The organism is Herbaspirillum sp. 1173, from assembly GCF_031455335.1.
Classification (GTDB): domain Bacteria; phylum Pseudomonadota; class Gammaproteobacteria; order Burkholderiales; family Burkholderiaceae_D; genus Herbaspirillum; species Herbaspirillum huttiense.
This window is the reverse complement of the sequence record NZ_JAVDSP010000012.1, coordinates 95313-108518: the sequence shown is the minus strand read 5'-3', so window position 1 is coordinate 108518 and position 13206 is coordinate 95313. Positions and strand designations below refer to the sequence as shown.

Below are 13206 nucleotides of genomic sequence, written 5' to 3'. Positions count from 1 at the left end.
ATGTCATTCGACCCAATTAAGTCAAGAACGAATGGTTTTAATGATGAAATGCTCAATTTCTATCTGGGAACGCAATATGATGAAAACAGGCCGATGGGAAATGTTGCTGTAAGTGAAATTGGGACAGTTGTAAAAGCGTGGCTGCTTGGTCTGCATAATGAAGTCAGTCCAATTATCCACCGAGCCAATGAATGGCTGGACAGAGCAATTAAGGAAGATGAGAAATTTGGTCCTGACCCCAACGCTCACCGCACGACTCTGCACTGGGCCAGGGCGATTGGTGGCTGGCTGGAAGACGGCTGGAATTATGAGGGAGAATGGGATACAGCCAGAGTTTTCGAAGAAGCCCGTTGGCGCTATGAGCAGCGTCCTTGGTCGACGCATGAAATTGTCAAATCTGGCCTGGATGATTACATGGCCTTCGCCTATCAGGGGGGGGAGTATGATGACGGCTTTGAGGCTGGGATAGAAATGTACGAACGCTGGACAGGTAAAACCGAAGTAACGCTATCCAAAGCCTTGAAGCCGCGTGACTTTGGTTACGCTTTGTGTCTGCACCGGGCGGCCCGCGAATCATTCGACGAAAAAGACTTGTTCAAAGCGGGCTGCAAAATGTTGCAAGCTAACTTGCAAGACACTTGGTTAGGTAGTGGGCAGTTCATACGCGCCGCGACATGGCTCAAAATCGTCTACTGGCATAACGATGAAACATTGACACCATTGCAAACCATTTTGAAGGCATACGACAACATGCCCAAAGTGCCGCGCCCAGACTTTGTGCAAGCGGTTTAGTGTCTTTCTCTTAGTAGCCCTTGTCGCCAGTCCCATAGGCTGGCGCATGCGGCCTTGCTTCTTTTTCTGCCCGTCAATCGCGGCCAAGCCGAACAACCGGCGATCATCATTACGGGTCACCGCCGGCGTTTCCTGAAAGTCTTGGTGCTCGTCGATGAGCTCACTCGCCGTTGCCTCGCGCTGCACGTGGCCAGGCAGATACGTAGTAACGTCGTTGATATCCTCGCTGAGGCCATGGTGACGTATGGTGCCGACGTATCTAGGCTCCCAAATGGTCGCCAAGAACCTTCGCCGCTGGCTCGCATTGATCGTGCAAAGGACCTTTAGGGCAAAGCCCGAAAGACTCTTACCAGCACTCAGACAAGGCTACATTTGAGTTGGCATCTTGTAGAGGAGCCAGCCGCACAACAGTGAGAGCGCGAAAGCCAAAGCTTGCAGCACCAATAGCTCCCTTTGATGTCGGGCGAAAGATGCATCCTTTTCCAGGCAAGTGGGACATCCATGTTGATGCTGCGCTCTTTCACTTTGCACCACTTTTTCCACCTCTGGGACCGCAACAGGGTGCGCTTTGGCAGCGCTAGCCGCAATCCATTCCTCTAGTGTTTCTTTCACGGTTGAATAATGCTCAATCGGGAGCTCACGGAAATACCGAATTCCAAAATCTTTCATAAAGATCTTATAAATTTCGACTTCCTTTTCACCGGAAATTGCCGACCATTCTTTCACTAATACGTTGATTCTTTTCCGCTGGAACTCAGTGATCCTTCGGGGATTTTCTGTTTCTTTTACCTCACTCGAGCTCCGAGTCTCAGTGGTCGTCGGTCCGGTGACACTATGGACATCCCCATTGATGAGTTGAGAAACATTCCCCCGAATATTTATTTTTCTTACCATTCCTACCCTATTTCCAAAAACGATCTTTAATGCAGCCTTCCGCCTACATCGCAAACGCACTGCTCAAGTTCACGACAAATTAGAAATCTATTTCTTCTTAGACGGGGCTTTGACAATCTGAGGACCAACGACCTTTTTAAAGGTCTCGCCGTGAATTTGTTGCCCGACTCCGCCGTGAATGGTGATGTTCGCTCGGCCTTTGGGAGCGGGTGCGGGTGCGGGTGTCTCTGTATCGCTCGCTCCTTCGATCACACCAAGAACTCTAGCCTTAGCGCGCAAATCAAGTTTGCGATAGCCGGCCAGTAACTCCCTCTCATCTTCGGTCAGGCTATCAGAGGACGGTGAGCCATAGAGGACGTAGTGAACATCCACCCCGATCTCAGAAATCGCCAAAAGATATTCGGCGGTGGGTGATCGCTTGTCTTGCTCATAGTTAATCTGGGTATTTTTCTCGACCTTGCCAACCAAGGCAAAGTCGGGCTGCGTCATCCCCAAACGCTTTCTTTCTTCTTTTAATCGCTGGCCGAAAGTCATCAAATTTCTACACTTATGGTTGCAAAGTAAAAATATTTGTACTAAAGTGCCGTCATTGCTAAGTGACGTGTACAACCAATTATCCCATATGCCTACTTTCTCCAAGCACGTAGCCCATCCCCATATCGATACCTCGGTGGCCGTTACCTTTCGCCTTGAAGCTGATGAAGAACAAAGACTGGCTGAGCTGGCCCGCCAGGATTTGCGCACGCGCTCTTCTTTTGTGCGCCTGCTGATCTTGCGCGGCATGGCCGCCTACGACAAAGACGTCAAAGCCGAACGGGCTTGAGCATTGGGGGCAGCCATGTACGACGATCCCCGCAAAATCCGTCATCGCCGCATCGTTGTGCGCGTCAATGACGACAACTACGACATCATGAAAGCCCTGGCGCAGTACCAAGGTGAAAACCTGGCCACGCTGGCTCACGATCTGTTGATGCATCAGGCCATCGCTCTGGCGCAATCCTATTCGATGCCGATCTTATCCGAGCAGAACGTGCAAGCCAAGGCGCTCACGAGCCACTTTTCAGTGCCTCGCAATGCCTGATATCGAATTACCGTTCACCCATCCTGCGTTAGTCGAAGCCCTGGAAGTGATCATGATCCGCGAAGGCTTCGACACGATTGAACAGGCCGCTGAGTTCGCTCTAGCGCAATCTGTTCGAGAAGGTATCAAACGTGTTACCGGCAAGGGGCGTGCACTCTATGCCATCAAGGGAAAGAAAACAACATGCGTGTAATCAGCCTGCCGTGCCCTCATTGCCAAAGCCCAGTGCGTGCAGCCAAAAGCCGGACCATGTCTACGCTGATGAAGGAAATCACCTATCGATGCCAGAACGTCGATTGCGGCCATACCTTCGTTGCCACGCTGGAGATTTCTCGTACCGTTTCCCTGTCGGCCACGCCCAATCCCGAGGTGAGCCTTCCCATCTCGCCCCGTGCGTACCTTGCACCCCAAGGAACAGGTACTGCCTGATTTGCTGCTGACCGCCTAGCCGGTCGCTGAATCCCAAATTGACTAAGACCTGTCGTGCGCCGTTTGGCGCACGCGGGATTCGCTCACCCTGAAGAAACCTCACATGGCTCTCGATCAGCAACAGACAACGCTTGCGCTCGCCTCGCTGCGGCTTCGCATGGGCGACGACCTCAAAGAATTTCAGTGCGCCCAGCGCATGCTTCAGCGCAAAGCGGTTCTGCAAGACGAACTGCAGTGGAATGTGATCTGGCAAGGGAAGGACGTTATATCCGCCCGCCTTGTTCAGCGCTTGCAGCGTCTCGGCGGCCTGATGGGGGCGTGGTAATGCGTACTGTGATCGCTCATGGCATCGCTGGCTTCTTGCTGCTCGCGCCTGCCTTGCTGGCCGCCCTCGGCTTGGTGAAAGGGTAATGATGCGTGGCGCGCGAATTAAGGACCATGCGTCATTCCGTCCAGCGTCGGACCTGCTGCGCGAGCGCGCGGCATGGGTGCCGACGCCTCCGGGTAATGAAGCTGCCAAGGCTGAATTAAGTAAATCCATTTCCCTGCTGCGTAATCGCAGGCGGCCGAATCTCCAAACCGGCATTGCCTACTCCTGGGCGGCGATGCCCAAGCCAGTGCGTCGACACATCCTCGCCCTGGCGGGATTCTCGGCGGATCGCTGGGAATCCCCTATTCACTCCTTCACTGAAGCTGAACGCCTGGCGATGCGCCATGCAGTGCTGCGTGCTATTACGACGTATGAAAGAGCTCTCAATGCAGTCTAGAACAGTCGATGCAAAGACACGCCGTCGGCATCGGGCTTTCGTCGAGTCGCCCCAGTTTGCCGGGGAACTGGCACGTATTCCGCTGAAGTGGCGTGGACGTGTCGTGAGCCAGGCGCTGGAACTGATGTCGGTATGGCACTGGAACAAGATCTTTGAACCGGTCGCCGTTCAGTTCGTCCGCGAGTTCGCTGAGCAGTACGTGCCGGCCGGCGTGGATCTGTCGCAGGATGATGTCGATATTTGCGCCACCGCCGAGAAAGCCGCCGAGAACGTCAAGAAAGTCTTGTGGAAAGCGATTTCTGATACCCACGCCCGCGACCTCATCGAACAAGAATGCAGCGACTACGGCATTGATATGCCTGAGGTGGATGATAACGACCTGCGCGCCATCATTGCGCGTGTCGTGGATCCGCGATGGTGGCGCAGGCAACTGCGCAAGGTGGTCGGCCGCGCCTTTGAGGGCGGCAATATTCGCTTGGGCTATGTGCACTATCACGGTGAGCCCTATGCCAGTAATGACGCCGTACTGTCTCGCCTTGCGCAGAACCGGAGAAATGCGGCTGCTCTGGAAGCGACCATTGTGCGCAATGAGGCTGGCCAGGAATTCAGTATTGCTGAACTGGCCGAAAAAACGACCGCCAATAAGACCATCCGTCGCGGCGAACTCATGCTGCGTATCAATGGTTTCGAGGTAATTGCGAAAGAGTGCAACGATCAGGGACTGTTCCTCACCTGGTCGTGCCCATCGCGCTTCCATGCGACGCTGCATACGGGCAAGCCAAATCCGAAGTATGACGGCTCCGACCCACGCACTGCCAATAAGTACCTCGGCAAGATGACAGCGCTGGCGCGCTCGGCGCTGGCTCGTCGCGGCATCGGACTGTACGGTTTCCGGATTGCTGAACCGCATCACGATGGATGCCCGCACTGGCACATGCTGGTGTTCGTACGCGCGCTGCCGGACTACACCTCGCCCCACGTCAAGGACGTGGCCAGCCGCGCTATCCGCATCATGAAGCGATACGCCTGGCGCGTGGATCGCGGTGAGCCGGGCGCATTCAAGCGTCGCCTGGATGTGAAGCGCATTGATTGGGCGAAAGGTAGTGCTTCCGGTTATATCGCTAAGTACGTGGCCAAGAATATCGATGGCGTCGCCGACCACAAGACCAAAGAAGGCTACCTCATCACCACCGATATGGCGGGGGATCGTGAGCTGACGCCCTCGGCCCGTGTCGAAGCCTGGGCGGCTCGCTGGGGTATTCGCCAGTTCCAGCAATGGGGTGGCGCACCCGTGAGCGTTTGGCGCGAGCTGCGCCGCGTGCCGGCAGACATGGTCAAACAGGCCCCCCCGGCCATGGCCGCTGCCTGGGATGCCGTGCAAAAGGTCGAGGGCGAGAAGCGTGCATGCTGGGCCAGTTACCTGCGTGCGCAGGGCGGCGCGCTTGTAAAACGCGACGATCTGATGGTCACGCTGGCTAAGGAAAACAAGACTGTCACCGGTCGCTATGAGGAGTGCGAACGCGTGATGCCCTATGGCGTCCAGTGCCGTCAGATGGTCGGTGTAGTTTTTAAATCCGTTCGCCACACATGGACGCCAGTTCAAGGGCGCGACGCCCGCGCATCGGCGGGTTCGGGGTTCCCTTGGACTCGTGTAAATAACTGTACGCAGCCCGCTGGACCTGACTTTGCGGCCGATGTGTCATTTGAGCCGAAGACCGCGCCAGCGGCGGTCATGTTCAAGCCGGACCAGGCCGCGCAGATCGGTCATGCCTGGCTCGCCCTGGGCGCATGTCCCTGGCCTCGACCGGTGGTGGACGACATGCCGACATGGCCAGGGCCAGCCATGACCGCCGATGAACAGCGCCGGGCCCTGGCCGCCTGGGATGCCATCAAGGCGTGCCCCTGGCCACGCGTGGTGCCTGTGCCGGACAGGTCCCCGCGCCACGGCACGCCTCGCCAGGTGGCCGACTGGCGCGCCGGCCGGCTCGATGTGACCGAACTTCCGATTGATACCAATCCAACGAAAGGGAACGCCCCATGACCGCGTTTCGTGTCGTCGTGCGCACCGCCAGCGCACGCCATTCCTACACCGCCATCGCAGCCCATAGCTGCGACGTGATCGCCGCCGCCGTCGATCGCTTTGGCGTGTGTTCTGTTACGGCCATCCAGGAGAACCAGAAGTGAACGCAATCACAACCACCAATCCCGGCGTGTCTTACCGCGCCGAAGGCTACGCCGCCAAGTATTTCGCCAAGCAGCCGAAGCAGCGTGATTTCGTCATGCTGCCACCGCAGGCCCTGGACCGCATTACGTTCAATACACCCGATGACGGCGTGCTGGCCGGCTATGTGTCAGTCATCCGCCAGCACCTGGGCAACGGCCAGAAATTCGCGTGGGTGGAGCTGGACAAGGAGCTGGCGGGGCAATTCCGAGGCGTGCCGCTGGCGGACATCCTCACTTGCGATGATGCGGGAGATCTACGTCGCAATACCGCGAATGCAGAAACCAAACGTCTTTGCTTGGGCGACTACAGCGGCAATCTGGGTGTTGAAATTGGAAAGAGGGAACCACAGTCATGAGTAAATTGTTTCTTGATGACGAGAGCTTGGATCGTCTCACAGGCATTCGGCGCGGTTCTACACGCGCCGGTGTCAAGCAGACCAAGTATGAAATGCAGGCCGCGTTCCTGCGCGAAATCGGGATTCCCTTTATCTCGAATGCGCGCGGCCGGCCGGTGGTGCTGCTGTCGGCGGTAGAATCGCGCCGCATGGCAGAGGCACCGAAACAGGGATGGAAACCAGCAGTGATTGGGGCATGACATGGGGCGCAGGCCGTCGAAAAATTCGAATCTTCCACGCGGCGTGCGTGCGCGTGAGCAGCGGAGTGGGGTGATCTATTACTACTACGATGCCGGCGGCAAGCCGCGTCGTGAGATTCCGCTTGGATCTAACTATGTCGAGGCCGTGCGAAAGTGGGCGGAGCTGGAGGCGCTGCCGCCCACCACCGTCTCAAAGGTGGTGACGTTCCGTTATGCGTGCGAGGTTTATCAGAAAAAATACTTGATCGAGAATGCACCGAAGACGCGGGAAGAGAAATTGCGGCAGATTGAGACACTGCTTGCATTCTTCGATAATCCGCCAGCGCCGTTGGAAGAAATCAAGCCCATTCACATTAAGCAGTTCTTGTCATGGCGCGTCCAACGAACTCAAGATGTTTTGCGCAAGAAAGGGGAACCGGTGGAAGGTAACGAAGGCCGCGTAGCCGCCAATCGAGAGAAGTCGCTCATTTCTCACATTTGGAATGCAGCACGGGCCGAAGGACTCACCGACCTTCCGAACCCATGCTCAGGTATCAAATCGTTCCGCGAATACGGCCGTGAGACGTACGTCTATGATGACGCCTTCCAGGCTGTATGGGACAAAGCTGACGTTCCAACCCGCGAGGCAATGGACCTGGCATATCTCACCGGTGGCCGGCCGGCAGACCTGCTGAAGATCGATGAAACGCACCTGCGTGAAGGCAGCATCGAAGTGCGTCAGAACAAGACCGGGCACAAGCTGCGCATTGCTATCGAAGGAAAGCTCGCGGCGCTAATGGAGCGCATCAAGGCGAGAAAGCGCGGCATATCCGGCGTCGTGGTCTCAACAAGGTTGCTTGTCAATGAGGAAGGTCAGCCGCTGGGCCGGGCGGCGCTGCGCTTCCGCTTCGAGGCCGCACGTAACGCTGCTGGCATTGAGGGGGATGAATTCCAGTTCCGCGACCTGCGTGCGAAGGCTGCTACCGACAAGACGGACAAGACCAAGGATATCCGCGAGGCCCAGCAGCAGCTCGGCCACGCAAGTGTGGTGATGACGGAAAACTACGTCCGCAAGCGCCGTGGCCGTAAGGTCATGCCGACTGAATGAAAATGCCGCCTTCGGGCGGCATTTTTTTCGCCTGGTAGTTGAGCGTCATACGCATGTACGATAGGCAGGAATCGACCAACAACTCGGGGAATTAATGAAAAAAAATATCGTGCGAACAGGCTTCAACTTATTCGTCGCCTTGTGGTTCATTGCTGCATCGATCCTTGCTATCGACGCGATGCGCGTCAACATAGCATGGGAGGTCAATAAATTTGTTTGGGAGCTTCTCAAGGTAGTAGTCGGTCCGTTCATCGGCGCAACACTTGCTTTCAGCTTCAACCGATGGTTGCAAGAAGATCGGCGCAGAGAAGATGAGTCGGCAGAAATTTACGGGGCAGCGGCTTTGATCCGCTCAATGTACGTTGATTTCTTACGCTATCGTCGGTGCATTCATGATGTCGCCGCCGACAGAGAAGAGTTTCACCGGCAATTTGAAGGTGTTGCCCCTATTTGGACCTATGCAGGGCGCATGCTTTTCACTTTCAACGCTGCAGGGGATGCTGATTTGAAAGCACTGCATTTCTTGAATTCGAGCGAGGCCGGGCGCACTGCATTCGCCAGCTATCTACATTTGATCAAAGCCTATAAAGACTTAGAAACTGCCGACTCCCAAATGTCGCCAATGGTCGATGCGATTCAAGACAAGCTCGAAAAGATAGAGAAAATTGATTGGGAGAAGGACAGTGAAGCTATCGGCCCGCGCCTTACGTACAGCGTCAGGGATTTGTATCTGGGATTGTTGTTGCGTTTGGAGGACGAGCAATTCTATGTCAAGGCATACGACGACCTTGCAAAAGTTGCATCAGAGCACTATCCCAAAATGAAGCTGGTTCGCCTCTCTGAACCAGGCGAGGGATATAAGCAGGCAGACCTGAGACAGTTGCCACAAGTGGTCATTGATGAACTGAAAAAAGGTCGTAATCCGCAAGGTGGAGCATCCCCCTAAAGGTCGCTGCGTAATGCGATTGAATTTTGGCAACATCCGCTAAGTGTAAGAATTGCGGTGCACAGCCAGAATTGCGGAGCAAAAAAAGCGGCTCACATCTCTGTGAGCCGCTTCGGTATTGGTGCTGGCTGCAGGACTTGAACCCGCCACCCCCTGATTACAAGTCAGGTGCTCTACCAGATGAGCTAAGCCAGCAAAAACTTCAGCCGGCGATTATAGCCTACTTGATGCGTGTCAGTACAGGACGGCCACCCTTTTTCGGTGGTTCCGGATCATCATCGCCCTTGTCGCTGCTTTCAGCCGGCTTCTTTTCGGGTTCGGAAACAGGTACCGAGGACAGCACAGGCGCACTGCTTTCCTGCTCAGGAGCCGGTTGCACCTCGTCGGCCGTGGCCGGCGCAGGCGCTTCAAACGCCATGCCCTGGCCGTTTTCACGGGCGTAGATGGCGATCACGTTTTCCACAGGGATCAGGATGTCGCGCGAAACACCACCAAAGCGGGCACTGAAGTGAATGTTGTCGTTCTCCATCTTCAAGCCGCTGGTGGCCTCGAAGCTGATGTTGAGGACGATTTCGCCATTCTTGACGAATTGCATCGGCACGCGGGTGCTGCTGTCGACGACCACGGCAATGTGCGGCGTGTAGCCATTGTCGGTGCACCACTCATAGATGGCGCGCAGCAGATAAGGCTTGGTGGAGACTTCTGGCATGACTGGTGTGGTCTGCGATGCGACGGTAAAAACCGCATCTGCCGGCAAGGCCGGGGTGGAAAGCAATATGAACTTCTGTGAACTGCACCGCCGCCCAAGGCGGCAGTGCAGCCGGAACAGCTTAACGGCGCATGACCTTTTCGGACGGGGTCAGTGCTTCGATGTAGGCAGGACGCGAGAAGATGCGCTCGGCATACTTCATCAGCGGTGCCGCTGTCTTGGAGAGCTCGATGCCATAGTGATCCAGACGCCACAGCAACGGGGCCAGGGCCACGTCCAGCATGGAGAACTCGTCGCCCAGCATGTACTTGTTCTTCAGGAACAGCGGTGCCAGTTGGGTCAGGCGGTCACGGATCTCGTGGCGGGCCTTTTCCTGGTTCTTCTCGGCAGCCTTGGACTTTTCATTTTCCAGGGTGTGCACGTGAACGAACAGTTCCTTCTCGAAGTTGAACAGCATCAGGCGCGCACGCGCACGCATCAGCGGGTCAGCCGGCATCAGCTGCGGATGCGGGAAGCGCTCATCGATGTATTCATTGATGATGTTCGATTCATACAGGACCAGGTCGCGTTCAACCAGAATCGGCACCTGCCCATACGGGTTCATGACCGAAATGTCTTCCGGCTTGTTGAAGAGGTCAACGTCGCGGATCTCGAAATCCATGCCCTTTTCGAACAGGACAAGGCGGCAACGTTGCGAAAATGGGCAGGTCGTGCCCGAGTAGAGAACCATCATTTTTTCAGAGCCCTAAAAACAAAAGGGGGGCGAGACGCATAACGCTCACCCCGATACGCAATTCCGCAAAAACTGCGCGGATACGTGATTGTACGTTTTTACTTGATGTTCTTCCAATAGGACGCGTTCAAACGCCACGCCAATACCGAGAAGATTCCCAGGAACAACAGTACCCAGACACCCAGCCGCTTGCGCGTATTCTGCGCCGGCTCGCCCATCCATTGCAAATAGGCAACGAGATCGGCGACATTGTTGTCATACTCCGCCGCGCTCATCTTGCCCGGCTTGACTTGCTCGAAGCCGGCAAACTTGTGGATGGTCTTGTTCGCGTCGTGAGGATCCTTCTCTTCCACGAACTTGGCCTTGCGGATACCTTGCAATTCCCACAACACGTGCGGCATGCCGACGTTGGGGAAAAGCATGTTGTTCCAGCCGGTGGGGCGGCTGTCGTCCGTATAATAACTGCGCAGGTAGGTATAAATCCAGTCCGGACCGCTGCCAGCCTCCGAGGCCTTGGCCCGGGCGATCACCGACAGGTCCGGCGGCGTCGCGCCAAACCAGGCCTTGGCGTCCTGCGGCGACATCGAGATCTTCATCAGGTCGCCGACCTTTTCCCCACTGAACAAGAGGTTGTTCTTGATCTGGTCTTCGGTCAGGCCCATGTCGCGCAGCCGGTTGTAACGCATGGCCGAGGCCGAGTGGCAGTTCAGGCAATAGTTGACGAACAGCTTGGCCCCGTTTTGCAACGAGGAAACATCCTTGGTACGGTCCGGGGCATGATCCAGAGGGAAGCCCCCTTCGTTGGCGCAGGCCAGCGCCGGCAGCAAGGCCAGCGCGGCAATCACTTTCTTGAGCAATGTCATGTTCTTGTCCTTTGGCGGCTGGCTTAGTGCGGATGGTAGACGACGCGCTCGGGCACCGGCTTGAAGGTACCGGCAGCACTCCACCACGGCATCAGCAGGAAGAAGCCGAGGTAAATGAAGCTGCACACCTGCGAGACGGTGGTGCCGATGGCCGTCGGCGGTTGCACGCCGAGGTAGCCAAGGATGACGAAGGCGATGGCAAAGATTAGGTACACATACTTGTGCCAGCTGGGACGATAGCGGATGGACTTGACCTGCGAATGATCGAGCCACGGCAGGCCGCCCAGGATCACCACCGACAGGCCCATCAGGACCACGCCCCAGAACTTGGCATCAAACACCAGCATGCCGGCGATGATGGCCAGGCCGATCACAATGGCCACGATCTTCAGCTTGGCCGTCAGGCGCGACCTGAACACCAGCAGGGCGACGTAGCACGCCACCCCGGCGATGAGCCAGCCCATGAAGTCCGCTGTGGTCGCACGCAGGATCGAGTAGAACGGCGTGAAGTACCAGACCGGTGCGATGTGCGGCGGGGTCTTGAGCGAATCGGCCGGGATGAAGTTGTTGTACTCCAGGAAGTAGCCGCCCATTTCCGGCGCGAAGAACACCACGGCCGAGAACACCAGCAGGAAGATCGAGACACCGAAGATGTCATGCACCGTGTAATACGGATGGAAAGGAACCCCATCCAGCGGTACGCCACGTTCGTCGGTCTTTTCCTTGATTTCCACGCCATCCGGGTTGTTGGAACCCACTTCGTGCAGCGCGATGATGTGCGCAGCCACCAGTCCGATGAGCACCAGCGGAATGGCGATCACGTGGAAGGAGAAGAAGCGGTTCAGCGTGGCGTCGGAAACGACATAGTCGCCGCGAATGAGCAGCGACAGGTCCGGGCCGATGAAGGGGATGGCGCCGAAAAGGTTCACGATCACCTGTGCGCCCCAATAGGACATCTGCCCCCAGGGCAGCAGGTAACCGAAGAAAGCTTCACCCATCAGGCAGAGGAAAATCCCCACCCCGAACAGCCACACCAGTTCGCGCGGCTTGCGGTAGGAGCCGTAGAGCAGGCCCCGCACCATGTGAAGATAAACGACGATGAAGAAGGCCGAAGCGCCGGTGGAGTGCATATAGCGCACCAGCCAGCCCCAGGGCACATCACGCATGATGTATTCGACCGAGGCGAAGGCCAGGTTGGCGTCCGGCTTGTAATGCATCACCAGGAAGATGCCGGTGACGATCTGGATCACCAGCACCAGCAGTGCCAGCGAGCCGAAGATGTACCAGAAGTTGAAGTTCTTCGGGGCGTAGTATTCGGAGAGGTGGGCTTTCCAGGTGGCCGTCAGCGGAAAGCGCGAATCGACCCAGTTCAGGGCCTTGGCTGCTACCGGTGCATCATCCGGCAGCTTCTTTTCGTGAAATGCTCCCATGATCAGGCCTCCCCTTTCTCGTCCTTGCCGATGACGAGCTTGTTGTCGCCTTCAAACATGTAGCGCGGGACTTGCAGGTTGTCCGGCGCCGGCTTGTTCTTGTACACGCGGCCAGCCAGGTCGAAGGTCGAGCCGTGGCAGGGGCACAGGAAGCCGCCATGCCAGTCGTCCGGCAACGAAGGCTGCGGGCCGCTCTGGAAGCGGGAACTCGGGGAGCAGCCGAGGTGCGGGCAGATGCCGACCACGACCAGGATGTCCTTGCGCAGCGAACGCCACTCATTGAGCGCATAGTCGGGCGTTTCGGAGAAATCGGTGCGCTTGGAGTTGGGATCGGCCACCTCGCCATCGGTCTTCTTGAGGGACTCGATCATCTCGGGGGTGCGCTTGAGAATCCAGACCGGCTTGCCGCGCCACTCAACGGTGCGCATTTCACCGGGAGCCAGTGAAGAAATATCCACTTCCACCGGTGCGCCTGCTGCCTTGGCGCGTTCTGAAGGTTGCAGGGTGGAGACGAATGCTCCAGCGGTGGCCAAACCCGCTACACCTCCGGCCGCACAAGTCGCAACAAGCAAACCTCGTCGACTTGCGTCGACCTGATTCTCGTCAGTCATAAAGACCCCAATCTCCAAATGTAAGTTAGCGTGGACCTTCTAAGTG

Annotated in this window: 20 protein-coding genes and 1 tRNA gene; 13 read left to right on the top strand and 8 right to left on the bottom strand. The window is 56.7% G+C overall.

Annotated features, from left to right (window positions below; all coding sequences use genetic code 11):
* Complete coding sequence (locus tag J2X56_RS25390) at window positions 1–792, top strand: hypothetical protein (RefSeq protein WP_310163767.1); 792 nt, start codon at window positions 1–3, stop codon at window positions 790–792.
* 366 nt (window positions 793–1158) lie between these two features.
* On the opposite strand, the gene J2X56_RS25385 is transcribed toward J2X56_RS25390, so the two are convergent.
* Together J2X56_RS25385 and J2X56_RS25380 are read right to left on the bottom strand one after the other, a co-directional pair.
* Window positions 1159–1518 (bottom strand): hypothetical protein, encoded by a 360-nt coding sequence (locus J2X56_RS25385; protein WP_310163764.1) that lies wholly within the window; start codon window positions 1516–1518, stop codon window positions 1159–1161.
* Between the two features lie 255 nt (window positions 1519–1773).
* Window positions 1774–2220: a helix-turn-helix transcriptional regulator gene (locus J2X56_RS25380; RefSeq protein ID WP_310163762.1), complete on the bottom strand. Its 447-nt coding sequence runs from the start codon at window positions 2218–2220 to the stop codon at window positions 1774–1776.
* 88 nt (window positions 2221–2308) lie between these two features.
* Between J2X56_RS25380 and J2X56_RS25375 the strand changes: the two genes are divergently transcribed.
* From J2X56_RS25375 to J2X56_RS25320, 12 genes are all read left to right on the top strand, one after another.
* Window positions 2309–2509, top strand: coding sequence for a hypothetical protein (locus tag J2X56_RS25375; RefSeq protein WP_310163760.1), 201 nt, complete (start codon window positions 2309–2311; stop codon window positions 2507–2509).
* A 15-nt stretch (window positions 2510–2524) separates the two neighbouring features.
* Window positions 2525–2767 carry a hypothetical protein gene (locus J2X56_RS25370; RefSeq protein ID WP_006461600.1) on the top strand — a complete coding sequence of 81 codons (243 nt, stop codon included), beginning with the start codon at window positions 2525–2527 and terminating at the stop codon, window positions 2765–2767.
* The gene (locus J2X56_RS25365) at window positions 2760–2960 is read left to right on the top strand and encodes a hypothetical protein (protein ID WP_310163759.1); all 201 of its coding nucleotides are present in this window, start codon (window positions 2760–2762) and stop codon (window positions 2958–2960) included. The genes J2X56_RS25370 and J2X56_RS25365 overlap by 8 nt, the downstream gene beginning before the upstream one ends.
* Window positions 2951–3196, top strand: a complete 246-nt coding sequence (locus J2X56_RS25360; RefSeq protein WP_310163757.1) for an ogr/Delta-like zinc finger family protein — start codon at window positions 2951–2953, stop codon at window positions 3194–3196. The genes J2X56_RS25365 and J2X56_RS25360 overlap by 10 nt, the downstream gene beginning before the upstream one ends.
* Before the next feature lie 103 nt (window positions 3197–3299).
* Window positions 3300–3521 carry a hypothetical protein gene (locus J2X56_RS25355; protein ID WP_310163755.1) on the top strand — a complete coding sequence of 74 codons (222 nt, stop codon included), beginning with the start codon at window positions 3300–3302 and terminating at the stop codon, window positions 3519–3521.
* An 85-nt stretch (window positions 3522–3606) separates the two neighbouring features.
* Entirely contained in the window at window positions 3607–3963 is a 357-nt protein-coding gene (locus J2X56_RS25350; protein WP_310163753.1) for a hypothetical protein, read from the top strand.
* Window positions 3953–6004, top strand: coding sequence for a replication endonuclease (locus tag J2X56_RS25345; RefSeq protein WP_310163750.1), 2052 nt, complete (start codon window positions 3953–3955; stop codon window positions 6002–6004). Before J2X56_RS25350 ends, J2X56_RS25345 begins: the two co-directional genes overlap by 11 nt.
* Window positions 6001–6147 carry a hypothetical protein gene (locus J2X56_RS25340; protein ID WP_008331387.1) on the top strand — a complete coding sequence of 49 codons (147 nt, stop codon included), beginning with the start codon at window positions 6001–6003 and terminating at the stop codon, window positions 6145–6147. Before J2X56_RS25345 ends, J2X56_RS25340 begins: the two co-directional genes overlap by 4 nt.
* Window positions 6144–6542, top strand: coding sequence for a hypothetical protein (locus J2X56_RS25335; RefSeq protein WP_310163747.1), 399 nt, complete (start codon window positions 6144–6146; stop codon window positions 6540–6542). Before J2X56_RS25340 ends, J2X56_RS25335 begins: the two co-directional genes overlap by 4 nt.
* Window positions 6539–6781, top strand: a complete 243-nt coding sequence (locus J2X56_RS25330) for a hypothetical protein (protein WP_310163744.1) — start codon at window positions 6539–6541, stop codon at window positions 6779–6781. The genes J2X56_RS25335 and J2X56_RS25330 overlap by 4 nt, the downstream gene beginning before the upstream one ends.
* Window positions 6782–6851: 70 nt before the next feature.
* Window positions 6852–7868 carry a tyrosine-type recombinase/integrase gene (locus J2X56_RS25325; RefSeq protein WP_310163741.1) on the top strand — a complete coding sequence of 339 codons (1017 nt, stop codon included), beginning with the start codon at window positions 6852–6854 and terminating at the stop codon, window positions 7866–7868.
* Window positions 7869–7962: 94 nt separating this feature from the next.
* Window positions 7963–8814, top strand: coding sequence for a hypothetical protein (locus tag J2X56_RS25320; protein WP_310163738.1), 852 nt, complete (start codon window positions 7963–7965; stop codon window positions 8812–8814).
* A gap of 119 nt (window positions 8815–8933) precedes the next feature.
* On the opposite strand, the gene J2X56_RS25315 is transcribed toward J2X56_RS25320, so the two are convergent.
* The 6 genes from J2X56_RS25315 to petA form a co-directional block, all read right to left on the bottom strand.
* Window positions 8934–9009: transfer RNA gene (locus tag J2X56_RS25315), tRNA-Thr, on the bottom strand.
* A gap of 25 nt (window positions 9010–9034) precedes the next feature.
* Window positions 9035–9523 (bottom strand): ClpXP protease specificity-enhancing factor, encoded by a 489-nt coding sequence (locus tag J2X56_RS25310; RefSeq protein ID WP_039783873.1) that lies wholly within the window; start codon window positions 9521–9523, stop codon window positions 9035–9037.
* 121 nt (window positions 9524–9644) lie between these two features.
* Window positions 9645–10256 carry a glutathione S-transferase N-terminal domain-containing protein gene (locus J2X56_RS25305; RefSeq protein WP_017453790.1) on the bottom strand — a complete coding sequence of 204 codons (612 nt, stop codon included), beginning with the start codon at window positions 10254–10256 and terminating at the stop codon, window positions 9645–9647.
* Window positions 10257–10354: 98 nt separating this feature from the next.
* Window positions 10355–11119: a cytochrome c1 gene (locus tag J2X56_RS25300; protein ID WP_310163729.1), complete on the bottom strand. Its 765-nt coding sequence runs from the start codon at window positions 11117–11119 to the stop codon at window positions 10355–10357.
* A gap of 23 nt (window positions 11120–11142) precedes the next feature.
* The gene (locus tag J2X56_RS25295; RefSeq protein ID WP_121040402.1) at window positions 11143–12549 is read right to left on the bottom strand and encodes a cytochrome bc complex cytochrome b subunit; all 1407 of its coding nucleotides are present in this window, start codon (window positions 12547–12549) and stop codon (window positions 11143–11145) included.
* A gap of 2 nt (window positions 12550–12551) precedes the next feature.
* Window positions 12552–13160, bottom strand: coding sequence for a ubiquinol-cytochrome c reductase iron-sulfur subunit (petA, locus tag J2X56_RS25290; RefSeq protein WP_034330802.1), 609 nt, complete (start codon window positions 13158–13160; stop codon window positions 12552–12554).
* Between the last annotated feature and the right edge of the window lie 46 nt (window positions 13161–13206).

What these genes read in the sequence shown, in the direction of transcription:
- J2X56_RS25390 (WP_310163767.1), top strand. Translation starts at nt 1, where the DNA reads ATGTCATTCGACCCAATTAAGTCAAGAACGAATGGTTTTAATGATGAA.
- J2X56_RS25380 (WP_310163762.1), bottom strand. Translation starts at nt 2,220, where the DNA reads ATGACTTTCGGCCAGCGATTAAAAGAAGAAAGAAAGCGTTTGGGGATG.
- J2X56_RS25375 (WP_310163760.1), top strand. Translation starts at nt 2,309, where the DNA reads ATGCCTACTTTCTCCAAGCACGTAGCCCATCCCCATATCGATACCTCG.
- J2X56_RS25370 (WP_006461600.1), top strand. Translation starts at nt 2,525, where the DNA reads ATGTACGACGATCCCCGCAAAATCCGTCATCGCCGCATCGTTGTGCGC.
- J2X56_RS25365 (WP_310163759.1), top strand. Translation starts at nt 2,760, where the DNA reads ATGCCTGATATCGAATTACCGTTCACCCATCCTGCGTTAGTCGAAGCC.
- J2X56_RS25360 (WP_310163757.1), top strand. Translation starts at nt 2,951, where the DNA reads ATGCGTGTAATCAGCCTGCCGTGCCCTCATTGCCAAAGCCCAGTGCGT.
- J2X56_RS25355 (WP_310163755.1), top strand. Translation starts at nt 3,300, where the DNA reads ATGGCTCTCGATCAGCAACAGACAACGCTTGCGCTCGCCTCGCTGCGG.
- J2X56_RS25350 (WP_310163753.1), top strand. Translation starts at nt 3,607, where the DNA reads ATGATGCGTGGCGCGCGAATTAAGGACCATGCGTCATTCCGTCCAGCG.
- J2X56_RS25345 (WP_310163750.1), top strand. Translation starts at nt 3,953, where the DNA reads ATGCAGTCTAGAACAGTCGATGCAAAGACACGCCGTCGGCATCGGGCT.
- J2X56_RS25340 (WP_008331387.1), top strand. Translation starts at nt 6,001, where the DNA reads ATGACCGCGTTTCGTGTCGTCGTGCGCACCGCCAGCGCACGCCATTCC.
- J2X56_RS25330 (WP_310163744.1), top strand. Translation starts at nt 6,539, where the DNA reads ATGAGTAAATTGTTTCTTGATGACGAGAGCTTGGATCGTCTCACAGGC.
- J2X56_RS25320 (WP_310163738.1), top strand. Translation starts at nt 7,963, where the DNA reads ATGAAAAAAAATATCGTGCGAACAGGCTTCAACTTATTCGTCGCCTTG.
- J2X56_RS25310 (WP_039783873.1), bottom strand. Translation starts at nt 9,523, where the DNA reads ATGCCAGAAGTCTCCACCAAGCCTTATCTGCTGCGCGCCATCTATGAG.
- J2X56_RS25305 (WP_017453790.1), bottom strand. Translation starts at nt 10,256, where the DNA reads ATGATGGTTCTCTACTCGGGCACGACCTGCCCATTTTCGCAACGTTGC.
- J2X56_RS25300 (WP_310163729.1), bottom strand. Translation starts at nt 11,119, where the DNA reads ATGACATTGCTCAAGAAAGTGATTGCCGCGCTGGCCTTGCTGCCGGCG.
- J2X56_RS25295 (WP_121040402.1), bottom strand. Translation starts at nt 12,549, where the DNA reads ATGGGAGCATTTCACGAAAAGAAGCTGCCGGATGATGCACCGGTAGCA.
- petA (WP_034330802.1), bottom strand. Translation starts at nt 13,160, where the DNA reads ATGACTGACGAGAATCAGGTCGACGCAAGTCGACGAGGTTTGCTTGTT.